Source organism: Duganella sp. SG902 (genome assembly GCF_013376005.1).
Taxonomy (GTDB): domain Bacteria; phylum Pseudomonadota; class Gammaproteobacteria; order Burkholderiales; family Burkholderiaceae_D; genus Rugamonas.
This window is the reverse complement of record NZ_JABMJK010000003.1, coordinates 487,638-504,668: the sequence shown is the minus strand read 5'-3', so window position 1 is coordinate 504,668 and position 17,031 is coordinate 487,638. Positions and strand designations below refer to the sequence as shown.

Below are 17,031 nucleotides of genomic sequence, written 5' to 3'. Positions count from 1 at the left end.
AAATTTGTATCAGCGTTTTTACGCGGCGGCTTCCGCGAAGCGGCTTTCGTACAGGGCCGCCACCAGGTCGGATTGGGTGACGATGCCGACAAATCGCTGCTCATGGTCGACGATGGGGATGTGATGGAAACCCGAGTCCGCCATCAGTGGCACCAGGTCGACGATCGGCGTGTCGGTGCGCGCCGTGGTCGGATTGGCGCTCATGATCTGGCCCACCACCTCGGCTTTCTCGGTATGGGTGACGCCGCTCTTGCGCAGGAAGCGCCGCAGTTGCTGGCGGATGCCGCGATAGTCGTCGAGCCCGCCGTGTTCCAGGAAATCGGTCTGGGTGACGATGCCGATCACGCGGCGCGCGCGGTTCAGCACCGGCAGCGCGGCCACGCGGTGGGCGCGCATCTGCTGCCACGCTTCCTCCAGCCCCGTGCCGAACTCGGCGCTGACGATGTCGCGCGACATGATGTCGGCGCAATTGATGATGCCGAAGCGGCGCTGGTAGGCGCGCTGCTCGGTCTGCATGAACAGCGATTCCAGGTCGTCGCGGCTGATGTCCAGCACCTGGTTGTGTTGTTGCAGCACGGCGTCCAGGTCTTCCGGCTTGAAGCCCAGCCGCACCGTTGGCACGGCGTCCTTGGTGGCATGCGGATTGACGTGCGCATGTTGCTGCTGATGCGGATAGGCGCGCCCCGTCAGGTTGTTATAGGTGATGGCCATCAGCACCAGCAGCACCGAGTCGGCCAGCACCGTCATCAGCACGAATTCAAAGCCTGCCGCCTGCACCACGCCGCCGCCGATGACGGTGGTCAGCGCCACCGCGCCGCCGGGCGGGTGCAGGCAGCGCATGACGAACATGGCGGCGATCGCGCCGCCGCACGCGGCCCCGGCCAGCAGGGGCAAGGGCAGGGTATCGCCCAGCCAGCGCACGCAGGCGGCGCCCACCAGGCCGCTGACGACGTTGCCGCCGATCACGGACCACGGCTGCGCCAGCGGGCTGGCCGGCAATGCGAACAGCAACACGGACGAGGCGCCGATCGGCGCCACCAGGAACACGGCGGCATGGGTGGATTGCAGCAGCGCCTTGCTGAGTACGGCGGTCAGCATGATGCCGAGCAGGGCGCCGGCGGCGGCGCGCAGCTGTTCGCGGCGGTTGGCGGTGGTCGGGCTGGGCAGCCAGCTGGCGAAGAAGGCGCGCATGGGTTTAATCAAGTATTTAAAAGATGCATTATCGCACTTTATTGGTGCGAAAGCAGACCCAGCGGCAGCGAGGTGGTGATCTTGATCTGTTCCATGGAGAACGCCGAGGAGACCCCGGTGAGCTTCACGGATTTGATTAACTTCTTGTAAAAGCGGTCATATCCTTCGATATCGGTGGTAACCACCTTCAGGAGATAGTCGACGTCGCCGCTCATGCGGTGGAATTCCTGCACTTCCGGCAGCGCCGCCACGGCGTCGGCAAAGCGCGCGAACCAGTTTTCGTCGTGCTGGGTAATGCGGATGCTGACGAACACGGTCACCGGCAGCCCGACCTTGCGGCGGTTGACGATGGCCACGCGGTTCTCGATATACCCTTCCTCCTCCAGCCGGCGCAGGCGCTTCCAGCAGGGCGTGGAGGACAGCCCGATCTGCTCGCTGAGCTGGGCGACCGACAGCGTGCCGTCACGCTGCAGGGCATCGAGGATGGCGTAATCGTAGCGGTCAAGTTGGTTCATTCTAAAAATCAAGAAAATAGAGTATATATCATCCGCATCTTAGGCTTTTTGGCGAAACTTTGGTACATCTATTTCCACCACAATGCGTAAGCTATACGGATGACTACTGAAATCTATCTCGATAGCAACGCGACCAGCGTTGTGCTCCCGGCCGCCATCGCCGCCGCCAACGACGCCATGGGCCGGCGCTACGGCAATCCGAGCAGCACCCATGCCACCGGCCTCAAGGCCAAGGCCATCCTCGACCAGGCGCGCGCCAGCGCCGTGCGCCTGCTGGGCGTCGGCAACGGCCGCCTGATGTTCAACAGCGGCGCCACCGAGGGCATCCAGACCGCCGTGTTGTCCGCGCTGGTGGCGCTGCGCGAGCGCCGCGACGCTGGCGAGGCCATCGGCTCGCTGCTGGTCTATGGCGCGACCGAGCACAAGGCCGTGCCGGAGAGCCTGGCGCACTGGAACCGCCTGCTGGGCCTGAATCTGACCCTGCACAAGCTGCCGGTCGATCATGACGGCGCGCATAGCCTGGGGGCGCTGCGCGAGGTGGCGCCGCGAGCCGCCATGGTGTGCACCATGGCGGCTAACAACGAAACCGGCGTCATCAGCGATCTGGCCGGCATCGAGGCCGTGCTGGCCCAGACCGCCAGTCGCGCGCTGTGGCTGGTGGACTGCGTGCAGGCGCTGGGCAAGCTCAAGCTGGATCTGTCGTCTACCCGCATCGATTACGCGCCGTTCTCCGGTCACAAGCTGTATGCGCCCAAAGGCATCGGCATGCTGTACGTGCGCGCCGGCGCGCCGTTCACGCCGCTGATCATGGGCGGCGGCCAGGAGGGCGGCCAGCGTTCCGGCACCGAGAACATGGCCGGCATTGCGGCGCTGGGCGCGGTGCTGGCGGCGCTGGAGCGCGGCGACACCTTCCGCGGCAACGCCGAACTGTGCGCTTTCCGCGCGCGCCTGGCCGACAGCCTGCGCGCCGCCTTGCCGGGCGTGGTGTTCAACAACCCGTTCGACAAGGCGTTGCCGACCACGCTCAACTTCGCCGTGCCGGGCCTGTCCAGCCGCGAGCTGATGGATGTGTTCGACGCCGCCGAGGTGCGCGTCAGCGCCGGCAGCGCCTGCTCCTCGTCCAAGGCCGCGCCCAGCTACGTGCTGGACGCCATGGGCCTGCCGCTGTGGCGCAGCGCCGGCGCGATCCGCATGTCGTTCGGCCCGCTGGCCGATGAGGCCACCATCGACGCCGCCTGCGCGCGCATCGAGCGCTGCGGCGCCGCCCTGCGCGCGAGCTGCCTGATCCCGTCCGAGCGCGGCGCCGTGCCGCATGACGGCCTGGTGCAGCTGGGCGTGGAGGGCGCCTGCAGCTGGATGGTGCTGGACGCGGGCAGCCGCGGCTGCATCGTCATCGACCCGCTGCCCGACCATGTGGCGCGCATCGAATCCTATGTGCGCTGCCAGAATTACCAGGTGCAAGCCATCGTCAGCACGCTGCCGAACGCCGGCCGCGCCATGCTGATCGAGGCGCTGGGCCGCCACTTCAACCGCCATGTGGACGCGGACGAGTACGGCTGGCCGCTGCATGCCGCCACCATCGCGCTGGCCAATGGCGCCAGCGCGCCAGCGATCGCGCTGGGCGGCCAGGCGCTGGCCTGCATGCCGTGCGGCGCCGGCGACGAGCTGCGCGCCTATCTGCTGGGCGCGCCGAAAGACGGCAGGTTGCCGGCCGCCGCGGTACGCTTCGCCTTCAGCGCGCGCCCGGCGCAGCAAGCGCTGGCGGCGGTCAGCGCCGGCCGCACGCTGCTCTGCCCGACCCGCGACGAACACAATCAGTTCTGCTCGATTGCTGAACCAGTGGCAACGCTGGCTGCCGATGCGCAACTCGACAGCGCCGCGCTGGACGCCTTCCTGCAAGCCCATCCGGATGCCTTGCTGATCGACGTGCGCGAGCCCTATGAATTCGCCGCCGCCGTGACGCCGGCCTGGGCCGGCCGCAGCGCTCACAGCGTGCCGCTGAGCCGGCTCGCCGATCACGCGAGCGTCTGGCTGCAGGCCGAGCAAACCCCGCTGCTGTTCTTCTGCCGCAGCGGCAACCGCAGCCTGAAAGCGGCGCATTGCATGCGACGTCTCGGCCATCGGCAAGCCTACAGCCTCAACGGCGGACTGGCGCTGGCGACGCCGTTGCCGCTGGCTGCATAAATGATATAAACAGTTTCCTCTCCTCACTTTCAGGGCCGCTTAGCGGCCCTTTTTCTTACTGCTGACTTTGTTATGTACGGCACCGTACAGTCCCTTTCCGTGCGCCACCGTACGATTGCTTGGCCCATAATTTTTCATCGCAGCTTTCAAGCGAGGTCCAAGTTGAACAAGTCCAATCCCCTCCTGCCCGAGCTCGCCCTCGGCTTCCACGAATCGCCCACCGGCTCACTGCAATCGGAAGAAGAGGACGAAGACCTGCCGCTGCGGGCCGAGCTGTTCAGCGCCGCGCAAATGGCGGCCCACGGCAAGACGCTGGCCAAACATCACGAACTGAGCAAGCGCGGCGGCCGCGACCGCCTGCTGTCGCGGCTGGCGGAAAACGCCGCCGTCATCGATTCCACCTGCGACGAGCTGACCGCCGCCGTCAAGGCCGGGCGCCAGATCACGCCCGCCTCCGAGTGGCTGCTCGACAATTTCTATTTAATCGAAGAACAAATCCGCATCGCCCGCCGCCACTTGCCCAAGGATTACAGCAAGGAATTGCCGCGCCTGGGCAAGGGCGCGCCGGACGGCTGCCCGCGCGTGTACAAGATCGCGCTGGAAATCATCGCCCACGGCGATGGCCGGGTCGATCCGGAATCGTTGTGCCGCTTTGTCGACGCGTACCAGGAGGTGGCGACGCTCAAGCTGGGCGAGCTGTGGGCGATTCCCATCATGCTGCGGCTGGCGCTGATCGAGAACCTGCGCCGCGTGGCCGCGCGCGTGGCCGAGAACCGCCTGCAGCGCGACCTGGCCAACACCTGGGCCGACCAGATGACCGAGGTGGCCGAGAAGAACCCCAGCGGCCTGATCCTGATGGTGGCCGACATGGCGCGCTCCAACCCGCCCATCACCAGCGCCTTCGTGGCCGAACTGGCGCGCCGCCTGCAGGGACAAAGCCCGGCGCTGACGCTGGCGCTGACCTGGATCACGCACCGCCTGGCCGAATCCGGCCAGACCATCGAGCAGCAAATCCAGGCCGAGATCCAGCAGCAGGCGGCGGAGCAGGTCTCCATCGCCAACAGCATCGGCAGCCTGCGCTTCCTCGGCACCATGGATTGGCAGGAGTTCGTCGAGACCATGAGCGTGGTCGAGCAAACCCTGCGCCAGGACCCGGCCGACGTCTACGGCAAAATGGATTTCTCCACGCGCGACCAGTACCGCCACGCGATCGAGAAAATCGCCAAGCGCTCGCGCCACACCGAGGTGGAGGTGGCGCAGCAAGCCTTGCAGCTGGCGCTCGAGCGTCACGGCAAGGGCGACTCGCGCCTTGGCCACGTCGGCTTCTATCTGGTGGGCGGCGGCCTGCCGCTGCTGGAAAAGCAGACCGGCATGCGGCGCCCGTGGCTGGAGGCCCTGCAGTACACCTTCCGCGCCTCGCCGCTGACGTCCTACCTGGGCGCCATCGCCGCCATCGCGCTGGTGTCCACCGCGCTGCTGCTGGAGCGCGCGGCCTTCCACGGCGTGCGCGGCTTCGTGCTGTTCGCGCTGGGCGTGCTGGCGCTGCTGGGCAGCAGCCAGCTGGCGCTCAGTCTAGTGAACTGGTTCGCCACGCTGGTGACCCGGCCCAACCCCCTGCCGCGCATGGACTTCAAGGAAGGCATCCCGGCCGACGCGCGCGCCATGGTGGTGGTGCCCACGCTGGTGTACAGCAAGGAGAATATCGACGACCTGTACGAGCAGCTGGAAGTACGCTTCCTGGCCAATCGCGACCCCAACCTGATGTTTTGCCTGCTCACCGATTTTGCCGACGCGCGCGCCGAGAAGATGCCCAATGACGACGCGCTGGTCGAGCATCTGAAGCGCGGCGTCGCGCACCTCAATCACAAGTACGCCAACGGCCAGCCGCACCCGCCGTTCCTGCTGCTGCATCGTCCGCGCATGTGGAATCCGCAGGAGGGCGTGTGGATGGGCTATGAACGCAAGCGCGGCAAGCTGGAAGACCTGAACCGCTTCCTGCGCGGCGGCGCGCGCGACAAATTCTCGGTGGTGGCGGGCGACACCTCGGAGCTGGAAAGCATCCGCTACGTCATCACGCTGGACACCGACACCCAGCTGCCGCGCGACGCGGCCGCCCAGTTCATCGCCACCATGCAGCATCCGCTGAACCGGCCGCGCGTCGATACCGCGCGCGGCCGCGTGACGGAGGGCTACGGCATCCTGCAGCCGCGCGTGGCGGTCAGCCTGCCGAGCGAGAACGCCTCGCGCTACGAGAAGCTGTGCGGCGGCGAGCCGGGCATCGACCCTTACACCCGCACCGTGTCGGACGTGTACCAGGACGTGTTTTACGAGGGCTCCTTCATCGGCAAGGGCATCTACGATGTCGACGTGTTCGAGCAGGTGCTGGGCGGCCGCCTGCCGGAAAACAAAATCCTCAGCCACGACCTGCTGGAAGGCTGCTACCTGCGCGCCGGCCTGCTGAGCGACGCCCAGCTGTACGAGGAATATCCGGCCCGCTACAGCGATGACGTGACGCGCCGCCAGCGCTGGATCCGCGGCGACTGGCAGTTGCTCGGCTGGCTGGCCGGCCGGGTGCCGGGCCGCGGCGGCAGGCGCGAGAAAAATCCGCTGTCGCTGCTGTCGCGCTGGAAGCTGTTCGACAATCTGCGCCGCAGCCTGACCGCGCCGGCGCTGGTGCTGTCGCTGATCACCGCCTGGCGCTGGTTGCCGCAACCGTGGCTGTGGACCGCCGCCGTGCTGACCGTGATCTTCCTGCCGCCGCTGGTCAGCATGCTGTACGACGCCTGCCGCCGTCCGCGCGACACCTTGTGGAGCCAGCATATCCGGGCGGCGCTGCGGCGCGCCGGCATGCAGTTCTCGCACGCCATCCTGATGCTGGTGTTCCTGCCGTACGAGGCCTACTTCAGCATGGACGCCATCCTGCGCAGCCTGTGGCGCTCGCTGATCTCGCATCGCCGCCTGCTGGAATGGCGCGCCTCGGCGCTGTCGCGCCAGGCCGAGGGCACGGCAAGCACCTGGCGCACCATGTGGTTCGCGCCGGTGCTGGCGCTGTTCGTCGGCGGCGCGCTGCTCGGCTGGCGTCCGGCCAGCCTGCCGCCGGCGGCGCTGTTCCTGCTGGCGTGGCTGGTGGCGCCGGCGGTGGCGGACTGGATCAGCCGCCCGATCGCGCGCACCCACGCGCAGCTCACGCCGGACCAGCAGCAGTTCCTGCACAAGCTGGCGCGCCGCACCTGGGCCTACTTCGACCACTTCGTCGGCCCGGAGGACAACTGGCTGCCGCCCGATAACATGCAGGAGCACCCGGTGCAGGTGGTGGCGCACCGCACCTCGCCGACCAATATCGGCATGGCCTTGCTGGCCAACCTGACGGCCAGCGACTTCGGCTACATCACCGTGGCGCAGCTGATGGAACGCACCGCCAATACGCTGGACAGCATGGACAAGCTGGAACGCTACCACGGCCACTTCTACAACTGGTACGACACGCAGACCCTCAAGCCGCTGCAGCCGGTCTACATCTCCACCGTGGACAGCGGCAACCTGGCCGGCCACTTGCTGACCTTGCAGCCAGGGCTGACCGGCCTGTATGACGCGCCGGTGCTCGGCCCGCAAATCGTCAGCGGCATCGACACCACCGCGCGCGTGCTGCAGGAGACGCTGGCGGAAGCCGGCGCCAATGGCGCCGACAGCGAGCTGGCCGCCAAAGCCGCCGCGCTGCTGGCCGCGCTGACGCCGGCGCCGGACCCCGGCAACCTGCAGCAGCTGCACGCGTGGTTGCAGCGCATGGAGGAGCAGGCCGGCGCCCTGCAGCCGCACGCCGTCGCCCATGGCGAGACCGGCGCCGCCTGGGCCACCTCGCTCGTGCGGCAATGCCGCGCCGCGCTCGACGAACTGGAACAGCTGACGCCATGGGCCGCGCTGTCGGCCGACGTGGTGCTCGACACCAACATGATGCGCATGCCGACCCTGCGCGAGCTGGCCGGTCTGGCGCGCGCCAGCGCCGCCGTCGCCGTCACCGACCTGGCGCCGGCCGAACGCGAACGCCAGCAGCAACTGGCGCAGCTGCTGGAGCGCGGCAGCACCGCCGCGCACGAGCGCATGCGCGCGCTGGCCGATCTGGGGCAGCGCTGCGGCGCCTTCGCGCAGATGGAATACGGCTTCCTGTACAACGCCACCACCAATCTGCTGGCGATCGGCTACAACGTCAGCGAGCGCCGGCTGGACGCCAGCTATTACGACCTGCTGGCCTCCGAGGTGCGCCTCGCCAGCTTTGTCGCCATCGCCCAGGGCCAGCTGCCGCAGGAGCACTGGTTCGCGCTGGGCCGCCAGCTGTGCATCGTCTCCGGCAAGCCGGTGCTGCTGTCGTGGAGCGGTTCCATGTTCGAGTACCTGATGCCGCTGCTGGTGATGCCGAACTATCCGAGCACGCTGCTGGACCAGACCTACCAGTCGGTGATCGACGCGCAAATCGATTACGGCAAGCGCCGCAACGTGCCGTGGGGGATCTCCGAATCCGGCTACAACACCGTGGACGCCAGCATGAACTACCAGTACCGCGCGTTCGGCGTGCCGGGGCTGGGCCTCAAGCGCGGCCTGGCCGACGATCTGGTGATCGCGCCGTACGCCAGCATGATGGGCCTGATGGTGCAGCCGGAGGCGTCCTGCGCCAACCTGCAGCGCATGGCGGAACTGGGCTTCATGGGACGCTACGGCTTCTTCGAGGCGGTCGACTACACCGCCTCGCGCCTGCCGCGCGGCCAGAGCTTCGCCATCATCCGTTCCTTCATGGTGCACCACCAGGGCATGGGCCTGCTGTCGCTCAGCTACCTGCTGCACGACCGGCCGATGCAGCGCCGCTTCGAATCCGACCCGCTGCTGCAATCGACGCTGCTGGTGCTGCAGGAGCGCAGCCCGCAGGCCGGGGCCTTCTACTCCAACACCACCGAGCTGGCGGCGATCCGCGCCAACCCCGCCGAGCAGTCGATGCCGATGCGGATACTGACGCAGCATTCGACGCCGGTGCCGGAAACGCAGCTGCTGTCCAATGGCCGCTACCACGTCATGGTCACCAACGCCGGCGGCAGCTACAGCCGCTGGAAGGACCTGGCGGTGACCCGCTGGCGCGAGGACAGCACGCGCGACAACTGGGGCAATTTCTGCTACGTGCGCGACGTCGAGGACGGCGAATTCTGGTCCACCACCTATCAACCGACGCTGGTCGAGCCGCGCAAGTACGAGGTGATTTTCTCCGAGGGCCGCGCCGAGTTCCGCCGCTCCGACCGCAACATCGACCTGTACACCGAGATCGTGGTCTCGCCGGAGGACGACATCGAGTTGCGCCGCACCCGCATCACCAACAAGAGCGAGCGCGTACGCACCATCGAGGTGACCAGCTTCGCCGAGGTGGTGATGGCGCCGGCCGCCGCCGACAACGCCCACCCGGCCTTCAGCAAGCTGTTCGTGCAGACCGAGATCCTGCGCCATGAAAACGCCATCCTGTGCACGCGCCGTCCGCGCGGCGCCCATGACAGCATGCCGTGGCTGATGCACGCGATGGTGGTGCATGACGCGCCGGCCGTGAACGTGTCGTTTGAAACCGACCGCGCGCGCTTCATCGGCCGCGGCAACACGGCGGCGGCGCCGGGCGCGATGCTGAACAAGGAACCGCTGAGCGGCGCTGAAGGTTCGGTGCTCGATCCGGTGGTGGCGATCCGCTACACCATCACGCTGCAGCCCGACCAGTACGCGACGGTGGACATCGTCACCGGCATGACCGAGCAGCGCGACGCCGCGCTGCACCTGATCGACAAGTACCAGGACCGCCACCTGGCCGATCGCGTGTTCGAGCTGGCGTGGACCCACAGCCAGGTGGTGCTGCGCCAGCTGAACGCCAGCGAGGCCGATGGCCAGCTGTACGGCCGCCTGGCCAACTCGGTGATCTACCCGAACGCCGCGCTGCGCGCGGACGCCTCCACCCTGATCAAGAACCAGCGCGGCCAGTCCGGGCTGTGGGCCTACGCCATTTCGGGCGACCTGCCGATCGTGCTGTTGCAGATCAAGGACGCCGCCAATATCGAGCTGGCGCGCCAGATGGTGCAGGCGCACGCCTACTGGCGCCTGAAAGGGCTGGTGGTGGACCTGGTGATCTGGTACGAGGACCAATCCGGCTACCGCCAGGCCCTGCACGACCAGATCATGGGCCTGATCGCCTCCGGCATCGACGCCCAGGCCATCGACCGGCCCGGCGGCATCTTCGTGCGGCTGGCGGACCAGATCGCGAACGAGGACCGGGTGCTGCTGCAATCGGTGGCGCGCGTCATCATCAGCGACGCGCGCGGCACCCTGGCCGAGCAGATCAAGCGTCCCGCGCCGCCGGCCATGCGCATGCCGCCGCTGCTGGCCGACAGCCGCGGCGAATACGCCGACGCCGGCCCGGTCACGCATCCGGCGCGCGGGCTGGTGCTGGAGAACGGCATCGGCGGCTTCACGGCCGACGGCCGCGAATACGTCATCACCACCAGCGACACCCGGCGCACGCCGGCGCCGTGGTCCAACGTGCTGGCCAATCCGCAGTTCGGCACGGTGATCTCGGAAAGCGGCCAGGCCTACACCTGGCACGAGAACGCGCACGAATACCGCATCACCCCATGGCATAACGATCCGGTGAGCGACGCCAGCGGCGAGGCCTTCTACCTGCGCGATGAGCAGAGCGGCCAGTTCTGGTCCCCGACCGCCTTGTCGGCGCGCGGCAACGGCGCCTACATCACGCGCCACGGCTTCGGCTACAGCGTGTTCGAGCATATCGAGGCCGGCATCCACAGCGAGATGACCACCTTCGTGGCGGTCGACGCGCCGATCAAGTACACGGTGCTGAAAGTGCGCAACGATTCGCTGGTGCAGCGCCGCCTGTCGGCCTTCGGCTACGTCGAATGGGTGCTGGGCGACATGCGCTCCAAGTCGGGCATGCACATCCTGACCGAGGCCGATCCGGCCAGTGGCGCGCTGTTCGCCAAGAACCCGTACAACACCGAGTTCGGCGGCCGCGTGGCCTTCTTCAACTGCGACGCCACGCTGCGCACCTTCACCAGCGACCGCACCGAGTTCATGGGCCGCAACGGCACGCTGGCCGCGCCGGCGGCGCTGCGTCGTTCGCGCCTGTCGGGCAAGGTCGGCGCCGGGCTGGATGCCTGCGCCGCGATCCAGGCGCCGTTCGACCTGCTGCCGGGGCAGGAGCGCGAGATCGTGTTCGTGCTGGGCGTGGGCGGGCGCCGCAACGCCGACGCCAGCAGCCTGGTACAGAAACACCGCAGCGCCGGCGCCGCGCAGGAAGCGCTGGCCGCCGTGCACGCCCACTGGGAGCAGACGCTGGGCGCGGTGCGCATCGAAACGCCGGAACCGGAGCTGGACGTCATCGCCAACGGCTGGCTGATGTACCAAACCATCGCCTGCCGCATCTGGGCGCGCAGCGGCTACTACCAGTCCGGCGGCGCGTTCGGCTTCCGCGACCAACTGCAGGATGCGATGGCCACCGTCCACACGCAACCGCAGCTGCTGCGCGACCAGTTGCTGCTGTGCGCCGCCCACCAGTTCCTGGAAGGCGACGTGCAGCACTGGTGGCATCCGCCGTCGGACCGGGGCGTGCGCACGCACTGCTCGGATGACTATCTGTGGCTGCCGCTGGGCGCCTGGCGCTACGTCTCCACCACCGGCGACATGGCCATCCTCGATGAAACCGCGCCCTACCTGGAGGGGCGCCCGGTCAAGCCGGAGGAGGATTCCTACTACGACCTGCCGGCCCGCTCCGGCGAGCATGGCACGCTGTACGACCACTGCGTGCGCGCCATCCGCAACGGCCTGCGCTTCGGCCAGCACGGCCTGCCGCTGATCGGTTCCTGCGACTGGAACGACGGCATGGACAAGGTGGGCGAGCATGGCAAAGGGGAGAGCGTGTGGCTGGCCTTCTTCCTGTGCGAAGTGCTGAAGCGCTTCGCCGAGGTGGCCGACCTGCGTCACGACGCCGAATTCGCCGCCGAGTGCCGCGAGCAGGCGCGCCGCATCGCCGCCAACGTCGAGCAGAACGCCTGGGACGGCGAATGGTATCGCCGCGCCTACTTCGACGATGGCACGCCGCTAGGCTCGCACACCAACGAGGAATGCCAGATCGATTCGATCTCGCAAAGCTGGGGTGTGCTGTCCGGCGCCGCCGATCCGGCGCGGGTGCGCGGCGCGATGGAGCAGGTCAACCGGCGGCTGGTGCGGCGCGATTCCGGGATTATCCAGTTGCTCGACCCGCCGTTCGACAAGGCCGGCCCGAACCCGGGCTACATCCGTGGCTACGTGCCGGGCGTGCGCGAGAACGGCGGCCAGTACACCCACGCCGCCATCTGGACCGCCATGGCCTTCGCGCGCCTGGGCGAGACCGAACGCGCATGGGAGCTGGCGCGCATGATCAACCCGGTCATGCACGGCCGCACCGCCGAGGGCGCGGCGGTCTACAAGGTGGAACCGTATGTGGTGACGGCTGACGTCTACGCGGTGCCGCCGCACGTGGGGCGCGGCGGCTGGAGCTGGTACACCGGTTCGTCGGGCTGGATGTACCGCCTGATCATCGAGTCGCTGCTGGGTCTCACGCGCACCGCCACCCACCTCAGGCTCGAGCCGCGCCTGCCGGAGGCGTGGCCCGGCTTCACGCTGACCTACCGCTATGGCGCCACTTCGTATGTGATCCGCGTGGTGCGTGCCGAGAACGGCCCGCCTTCGCTGACGGTGGACGGGGTGCCGCAACACGACCAGTTGATCGAGCTGCGCGACAGCGGCGGCGAACGGCAGGTGGAACTGCTGCTGCCAGCGCCGGCGGCGGCGGCCTCAGACCCCCAGGCTGGCGCCGGCGCCCAGTAGCGTCGCCGCGCCCAGCGCCGCGAAGATCACCGCGGCGATGCCGTGCACCAGCTTGAGCGAGACCTTGTTGGCGATCCTGTCGCCGAAGTACACGGCCGGCACGTTCGCCAGCATCATGCCCAGCGTGGTGCCGCACACCACGGCCACGATGCCGTGATAGCGCGCCGCCAGCGCCACCGTGGCGACCTGCGTCTTGTCGCCCATCTCGGCCAGGAAGAAGGCGATCAGCGTGGTCAGGAACACGCCGTAACGGGCGAGCTGGGTGTCCTCCTCATCCAGCTGGTCCGGCACCAGCGTCCACGCGGCCATGGCGAGGAAGGACGCTCCCAGCACCCAGCGCAGGATCTCGGGCCCCAGCAGGCTGGTGATCCAGGCGCCGATGGCGGCGGCGAAAGCGTGGTTGGCGATGGTGGCGACGAATATGCCGGCGACGATGGGCAAGGGGCGACGGAACCGGGCGGCGAGGACAAACGCGAGCAGCTGGGTTTTGTCGCCGATTTCCGCAAGGGCGACGATGCCGGTAGAGACGAGGAAGGCTTCCATGGGATGTGATAAGGTTAGGGGGCCGGAACAAAAAAACCAATGACCAAGGCGCGGCTCCGGCCCAACATGGCCGCGCGATGATCATGGTCTCGTCCAGCCTTTCAGCCACCTGCACCACGGTCTGCGGACCGATTATGTTGACACAGGTTCTTGCACCCGGAAGGCGCAAGCCGACTACTCCCCACTTACGGCCGCGATTCTAACACATGCCAGAAACATGGCTATGCTATTCTCCTTGGCGCTAAAGACAATATTGAAAGTATCACCATGATCAAGAAGACTTTTTCCGCGTTCGTGCTATCCGCATGTTTGACGTTCGCCGCCCACGCCGATCCGCTGAGCTACGCCCGTTACGATCAGGTGCGCACCACCGATCTGCACCTGGACCTGAAAGCTGACTTCAGCCACAAGATCCTGTCCGGCTACGCCGAGCTCACACTGAACTGGATCGACAAATCCGCCCGCACGCTGGTGCTGGACACGAATGAACTCAACATCGCCAAGGTGCAGGTGTTGAACCCCGACGGCCGCTGGAGCGCCGCCTCCTTCATGCTCGATAAATTCGACGCCCAGAAGGGCCGCGCGCTGCGCATCGCGCTGCCGTTCCAGCCGCAGAAAGTGCGTGTGTACTACCGCACCGCGCCGTCGGCCGCCGCGCTGCAATGGATGGCGCCGGAGCAGACCATGTCCGGCAAGCGTCCGTTCATGTTCAGCCAGTCGCAGGACATCAACGCCCGCTCGTGGGCGCCGGTGCAGGACACGCCGGCCGTGCGCTTCACATACAGCGCCCGCATCGACGCGCCGGCCGGCCTGCGCGTGGTGATGAGCGCCGAGAACGATCAGCAGGCCACCGGCGCCGGCGGCTGGAAGTTCAAGATGGCGCAGCCGATTCCATCCTACCTGCTGGCGATCGCCATCGGCGAAATCGAAGTGCGCAACCTCGGCCCGCGCTCCGCCGTCTACGCCGAACCGGCGCGCATCGAGGCCGCCGCCTACGAGCTGGCCGACACCGAGAAGATGATCAGCGCCGCCGAAGGCCTGTACGGCCCCTATCGCTGGGACCGATACGACATGATCGTGCTGCCGCCATCCTTCCCGTACGGCGGCATGGAGAATCCGCGCCTGACCTTCCTCACGCCGACCATGATCGCCGGCGACCGCAGCCTGGTCGACCTGATCGCGCATGAACTGGCGCACTCGTGGTCCGGCAACCTGGTGACCAACGCCTCGTGGAAGTACACCTGGCTGAACGAAGGCTTCACCACCTACGTCACCACCCGCATCGTCGAAAAACTGTACGGCGACGAGGTGGCGGAGATGAACCTGCAAGTGGAGCAGGAGGAGGCGCTGGCATCGCTGGCCAACATCCCCGCTGCCAAGCAGGTGCTGGCCACGCGCGGCGCCGACAACGATCCGTCGGCGTATCCGGACGGCAGCCTGATTTATCCCAAAGGCGCATGGTTCCTGCGCACGCTGGAACAGCGCGCCGGCCGCGAAGTGTTCGATCCCTTCCTGCGCGGCTGGTTCGATTCGCACGCCTTCAAGTCGGCCACCACCGACGAATTTGTTGACTACCTTAAAAAGAACCTGCTGGACGCGCATCCGGAATACATGTCGGCCTCGGAGCTGGACGAATGGCTGTACGCGCCCGGCATCCCGGCCACCGCCAAGCGCGCGGCCTCGCCACGCCTGGCCGCGCTGGACACGCAGCGCGCCGCCTGGCTGAAAGGCGAACTGCCGACCGCTGAACTGAACGGCAAGAACTGGATCGCGCTGGAGTGGATGCACTTCCTGAACGACATCGACGGCAAGGCCAGCGCCGCGCAGATGCAGGAACTCGACCAGACCTTCGGCCTGGGCAAGAGCGGCAACAACGAAATCGCCTACCGCTTCTACCTGTCGTCGGTGAAGGCCGGCTACAACGTGCGCGAGCCGCTGGGCAAATTCCTCAACAGCGTGGGCCGCAAGCTGTTCGTGGTGCCGCTGTACACCGCGCTGCTGAAGAACCCCAACGAGAAGGACTGGGCGAAGGCGGTCTACGCCAAGGCGCGTTCGCACTACCACCCGCTGACGCAAGCAGCGGTAGACAAGGCATTCAAAAAACAATGAAACTGACTCACACATTTGCGGCGGCCGCGTTCACGCTGACCGCCGTGGCGGCGCACGCCGCCAGCGTGCCCGCGTTTAATCTCGATGCGGACGTGAACCGCGCCTTGAAGACCTTCGACGTGCCTGGCATGGCGATCGCCATCGTCAAGGATGGCAAGGTGGTGACGGCCAAGGGTTACGGCGTGCGCAAGCTGGGCGAGCCGGCGCCGGTGGACGGCAAGACCCTGTTTGAAATCGCCTCCAACTCCAAGGCCTTCACCGCCGCCGGGCTGGCGATGCTGGTCGACCAGGGCAAGCTGGCGTGGGACGATCCCGTCACCAAGCACCTGCCGGGCTTCCAGATGTACGACTCGTACGTGACCGGCCAGATGACGGTGCGCGACCTGCTCACGCACCGCAGCGGCCTTGGCCTCGGCGCCGGGGATTTGCTGTGGTGGCCGAGCACCACCTTCAGCACCGACGAAATCATCGCCAGGCTGCGTTACGTGAAGCCGGCCACCAGCTTCCGCGCCAGCTACGCGTATGACAACCTGCTGTACATCGTGGCGGGCAAGATCATCGCGGACAAGGCGGGCAAGCCGTGGGGCGAGGCGATACAGGAGCAGATCCTGTCGCCGCTGGGCATGACCGGCACCAAGACCAGCGTGGCCGAGATGCTGGCCACCAGCGACTACTCGGCGCCGCATAGCAAGATCAATGACAGGATCGCGGTGGTGAAGCCGATGCCGGTGCCGAACGCGGTGGGCGCGGTGGGCATCAACACCAACGCGGAGGACATCGCGCGCTGGATGACGGTGCTGCTCAATAGCGGCAAGATGGACAACGGCAAGCAACTGTTCAGCGCCCAGCAGGCGGCCGAGATGTGGACCGAGCAGACGCCGATGCGCATCCGCGAGCCCAAGCCGGCGCTGGCCGCCACCAAACCGAACTTCTACGCCTATGGCCTGGGCTTCCAGCTGCGCGACTACAAGGGCCGCAAGATCGCCATGCACGGCGGCGCGCTGCAAGGCTTTTACTCGACGGTGCTGATGGTGCCGGAGGAGAAGCTGGGCATCGCCATCCTGACCAATGCGGAGAACAGCCCGGCCATGGCCTCGCTGTACTACCGTATCCTCGACCACTACCTGCAGGTGCGGCCGTCCGACTGGATCCAGCTGTACGCCGATCAGGAAGCGGCCGCGCACAGGGAGGAGCTGGAGCGGCAGGGCAAGGAGCACACGGCGCGCGCGGTGGCGTCGAAACCGTCTTTGCCGCTGGCGTCCTACAACGGCGAGTATGAGGATGCGTGGTATGGCAAGATCAGCATCCGCGAGGAGGGCGGCAGGCAGGTGATGCGCTTCGAGCGCACGCCGGACCTGAGCGGAGAGCTGGAGCACTTCCAGCACGACACCTTCATCGTGCGCTGGCGCGAGCGCAACTTCAACGCCGACGCCTACGTGACCTTCGCGCTCAATCCGGACGGCAGCATCGAGCGCATGAAAATGGCGCCCATCTCCACCGAGACGGATTTCAGCTACGACTTCCGTGATTTGAACTTCACGCCCACCCGTCATTCCGGCGCAGGCCGGAATCCATAGATCGCCGGCGTGGT

7 protein-coding genes and 1 riboswitch are annotated in these 17,031 nt (G+C 67.1%); of the genes, 4 read left to right on the top strand and 3 right to left on the bottom strand.

Annotation, left to right across the window (positions count from 1 at the left end; all coding sequences use genetic code 11):
* Positions 1-18: 18 nt before the first annotated feature.
* Both FHW83_RS08865 and FHW83_RS08860 read right to left on the bottom strand, forming a co-directional pair.
* The gene (locus FHW83_RS08865) at positions 19-1,191 is read right to left on the bottom strand and encodes an HPP family protein (RefSeq protein WP_176645974.1); all 1,173 of its coding nucleotides are present in this window, start codon (positions 1,189-1,191) and stop codon (positions 19-21) included.
* A 38-nt stretch (positions 1,192-1,229) separates the two neighbouring features.
* On the bottom strand, positions 1,230-1,706 hold the full coding sequence (locus tag FHW83_RS08860) for an Lrp/AsnC family transcriptional regulator (protein WP_176645973.1): 477 nt from the start codon (positions 1,704-1,706) through the stop codon (positions 1,230-1,232).
* 99 nt (positions 1,707-1,805) lie between these two features.
* Here FHW83_RS08860 and FHW83_RS08855 point away from each other — a divergent pair, with 99 nt between their 5' ends.
* Together FHW83_RS08855 and FHW83_RS08850 are read left to right on the top strand one after the other, a co-directional pair.
* The gene (locus tag FHW83_RS08855) at positions 1,806-3,890 is read left to right on the top strand and encodes an aminotransferase class V-fold PLP-dependent enzyme (RefSeq protein ID WP_176645972.1); all 2,085 of its coding nucleotides are present in this window, start codon (positions 1,806-1,808) and stop codon (positions 3,888-3,890) included.
* Between the two features lie 162 nt (positions 3,891-4,052).
* Entirely contained in the window at positions 4,053-12,788 is an 8,736-nt protein-coding gene (locus tag FHW83_RS08850) for a GH36-type glycosyl hydrolase domain-containing protein (RefSeq protein ID WP_229224089.1), read from the top strand.
* On the opposite strand, the gene FHW83_RS08845 is transcribed toward FHW83_RS08850, so the two are convergent.
* A complete protein-coding gene (locus FHW83_RS08845) occupies positions 12,756-13,331 on the bottom strand; it encodes a TMEM165/GDT1 family protein (protein ID WP_176645970.1) in 576 nt (191 codons plus the stop codon). The two genes, FHW83_RS08850 and FHW83_RS08845, sit on opposite strands and share 33 nt — an antisense overlap.
* Before the next feature lie 16 nt (positions 13,332-13,347).
* A riboswitch (yybP-ykoY riboswitch) is annotated at positions 13,348-13,526 on the bottom strand.
* Between the two features lie 72 nt (positions 13,527-13,598).
* Here FHW83_RS08845 and FHW83_RS08840 point away from each other — a divergent pair.
* The gene (locus tag FHW83_RS08840) at positions 13,599-15,440 is read left to right on the top strand and encodes a M1 family metallopeptidase (RefSeq protein ID WP_176645969.1); all 1,842 of its coding nucleotides are present in this window, start codon (positions 13,599-13,601) and stop codon (positions 15,438-15,440) included.
* Positions 15,437-17,017: a serine hydrolase gene (locus FHW83_RS08835; protein WP_176645968.1), complete on the top strand. Its 1,581-nt coding sequence runs from the start codon at positions 15,437-15,439 to the stop codon at positions 17,015-17,017. The genes FHW83_RS08840 and FHW83_RS08835 overlap by 4 nt, the downstream gene beginning before the upstream one ends.
* Positions 17,018-17,031 lie beyond the last annotated feature (14 nt).

What these genes read in the sequence shown, in the direction of transcription:
- FHW83_RS08865 (WP_176645974.1), bottom strand. Translation starts at nt 1,191, where the DNA reads ATGCGCGCCTTCTTCGCCAGCTGGCTGCCCAGCCCGACCACCGCCAAC.
- FHW83_RS08860 (WP_176645973.1), bottom strand. Translation starts at nt 1,706, where the DNA reads ATGAACCAACTTGACCGCTACGATTACGCCATCCTCGATGCCCTGCAG.
- FHW83_RS08855 (WP_176645972.1), top strand. Translation starts at nt 1,806, where the DNA reads ATGACTACTGAAATCTATCTCGATAGCAACGCGACCAGCGTTGTGCTC.
- FHW83_RS08845 (WP_176645970.1), bottom strand. Translation starts at nt 13,331, where the DNA reads ATGGAAGCCTTCCTCGTCTCTACCGGCATCGTCGCCCTTGCGGAAATC.
- FHW83_RS08840 (WP_176645969.1), top strand. Translation starts at nt 13,599, where the DNA reads ATGATCAAGAAGACTTTTTCCGCGTTCGTGCTATCCGCATGTTTGACG.
- FHW83_RS08835 (WP_176645968.1), top strand. Translation starts at nt 15,437, where the DNA reads ATGAAACTGACTCACACATTTGCGGCGGCCGCGTTCACGCTGACCGCC.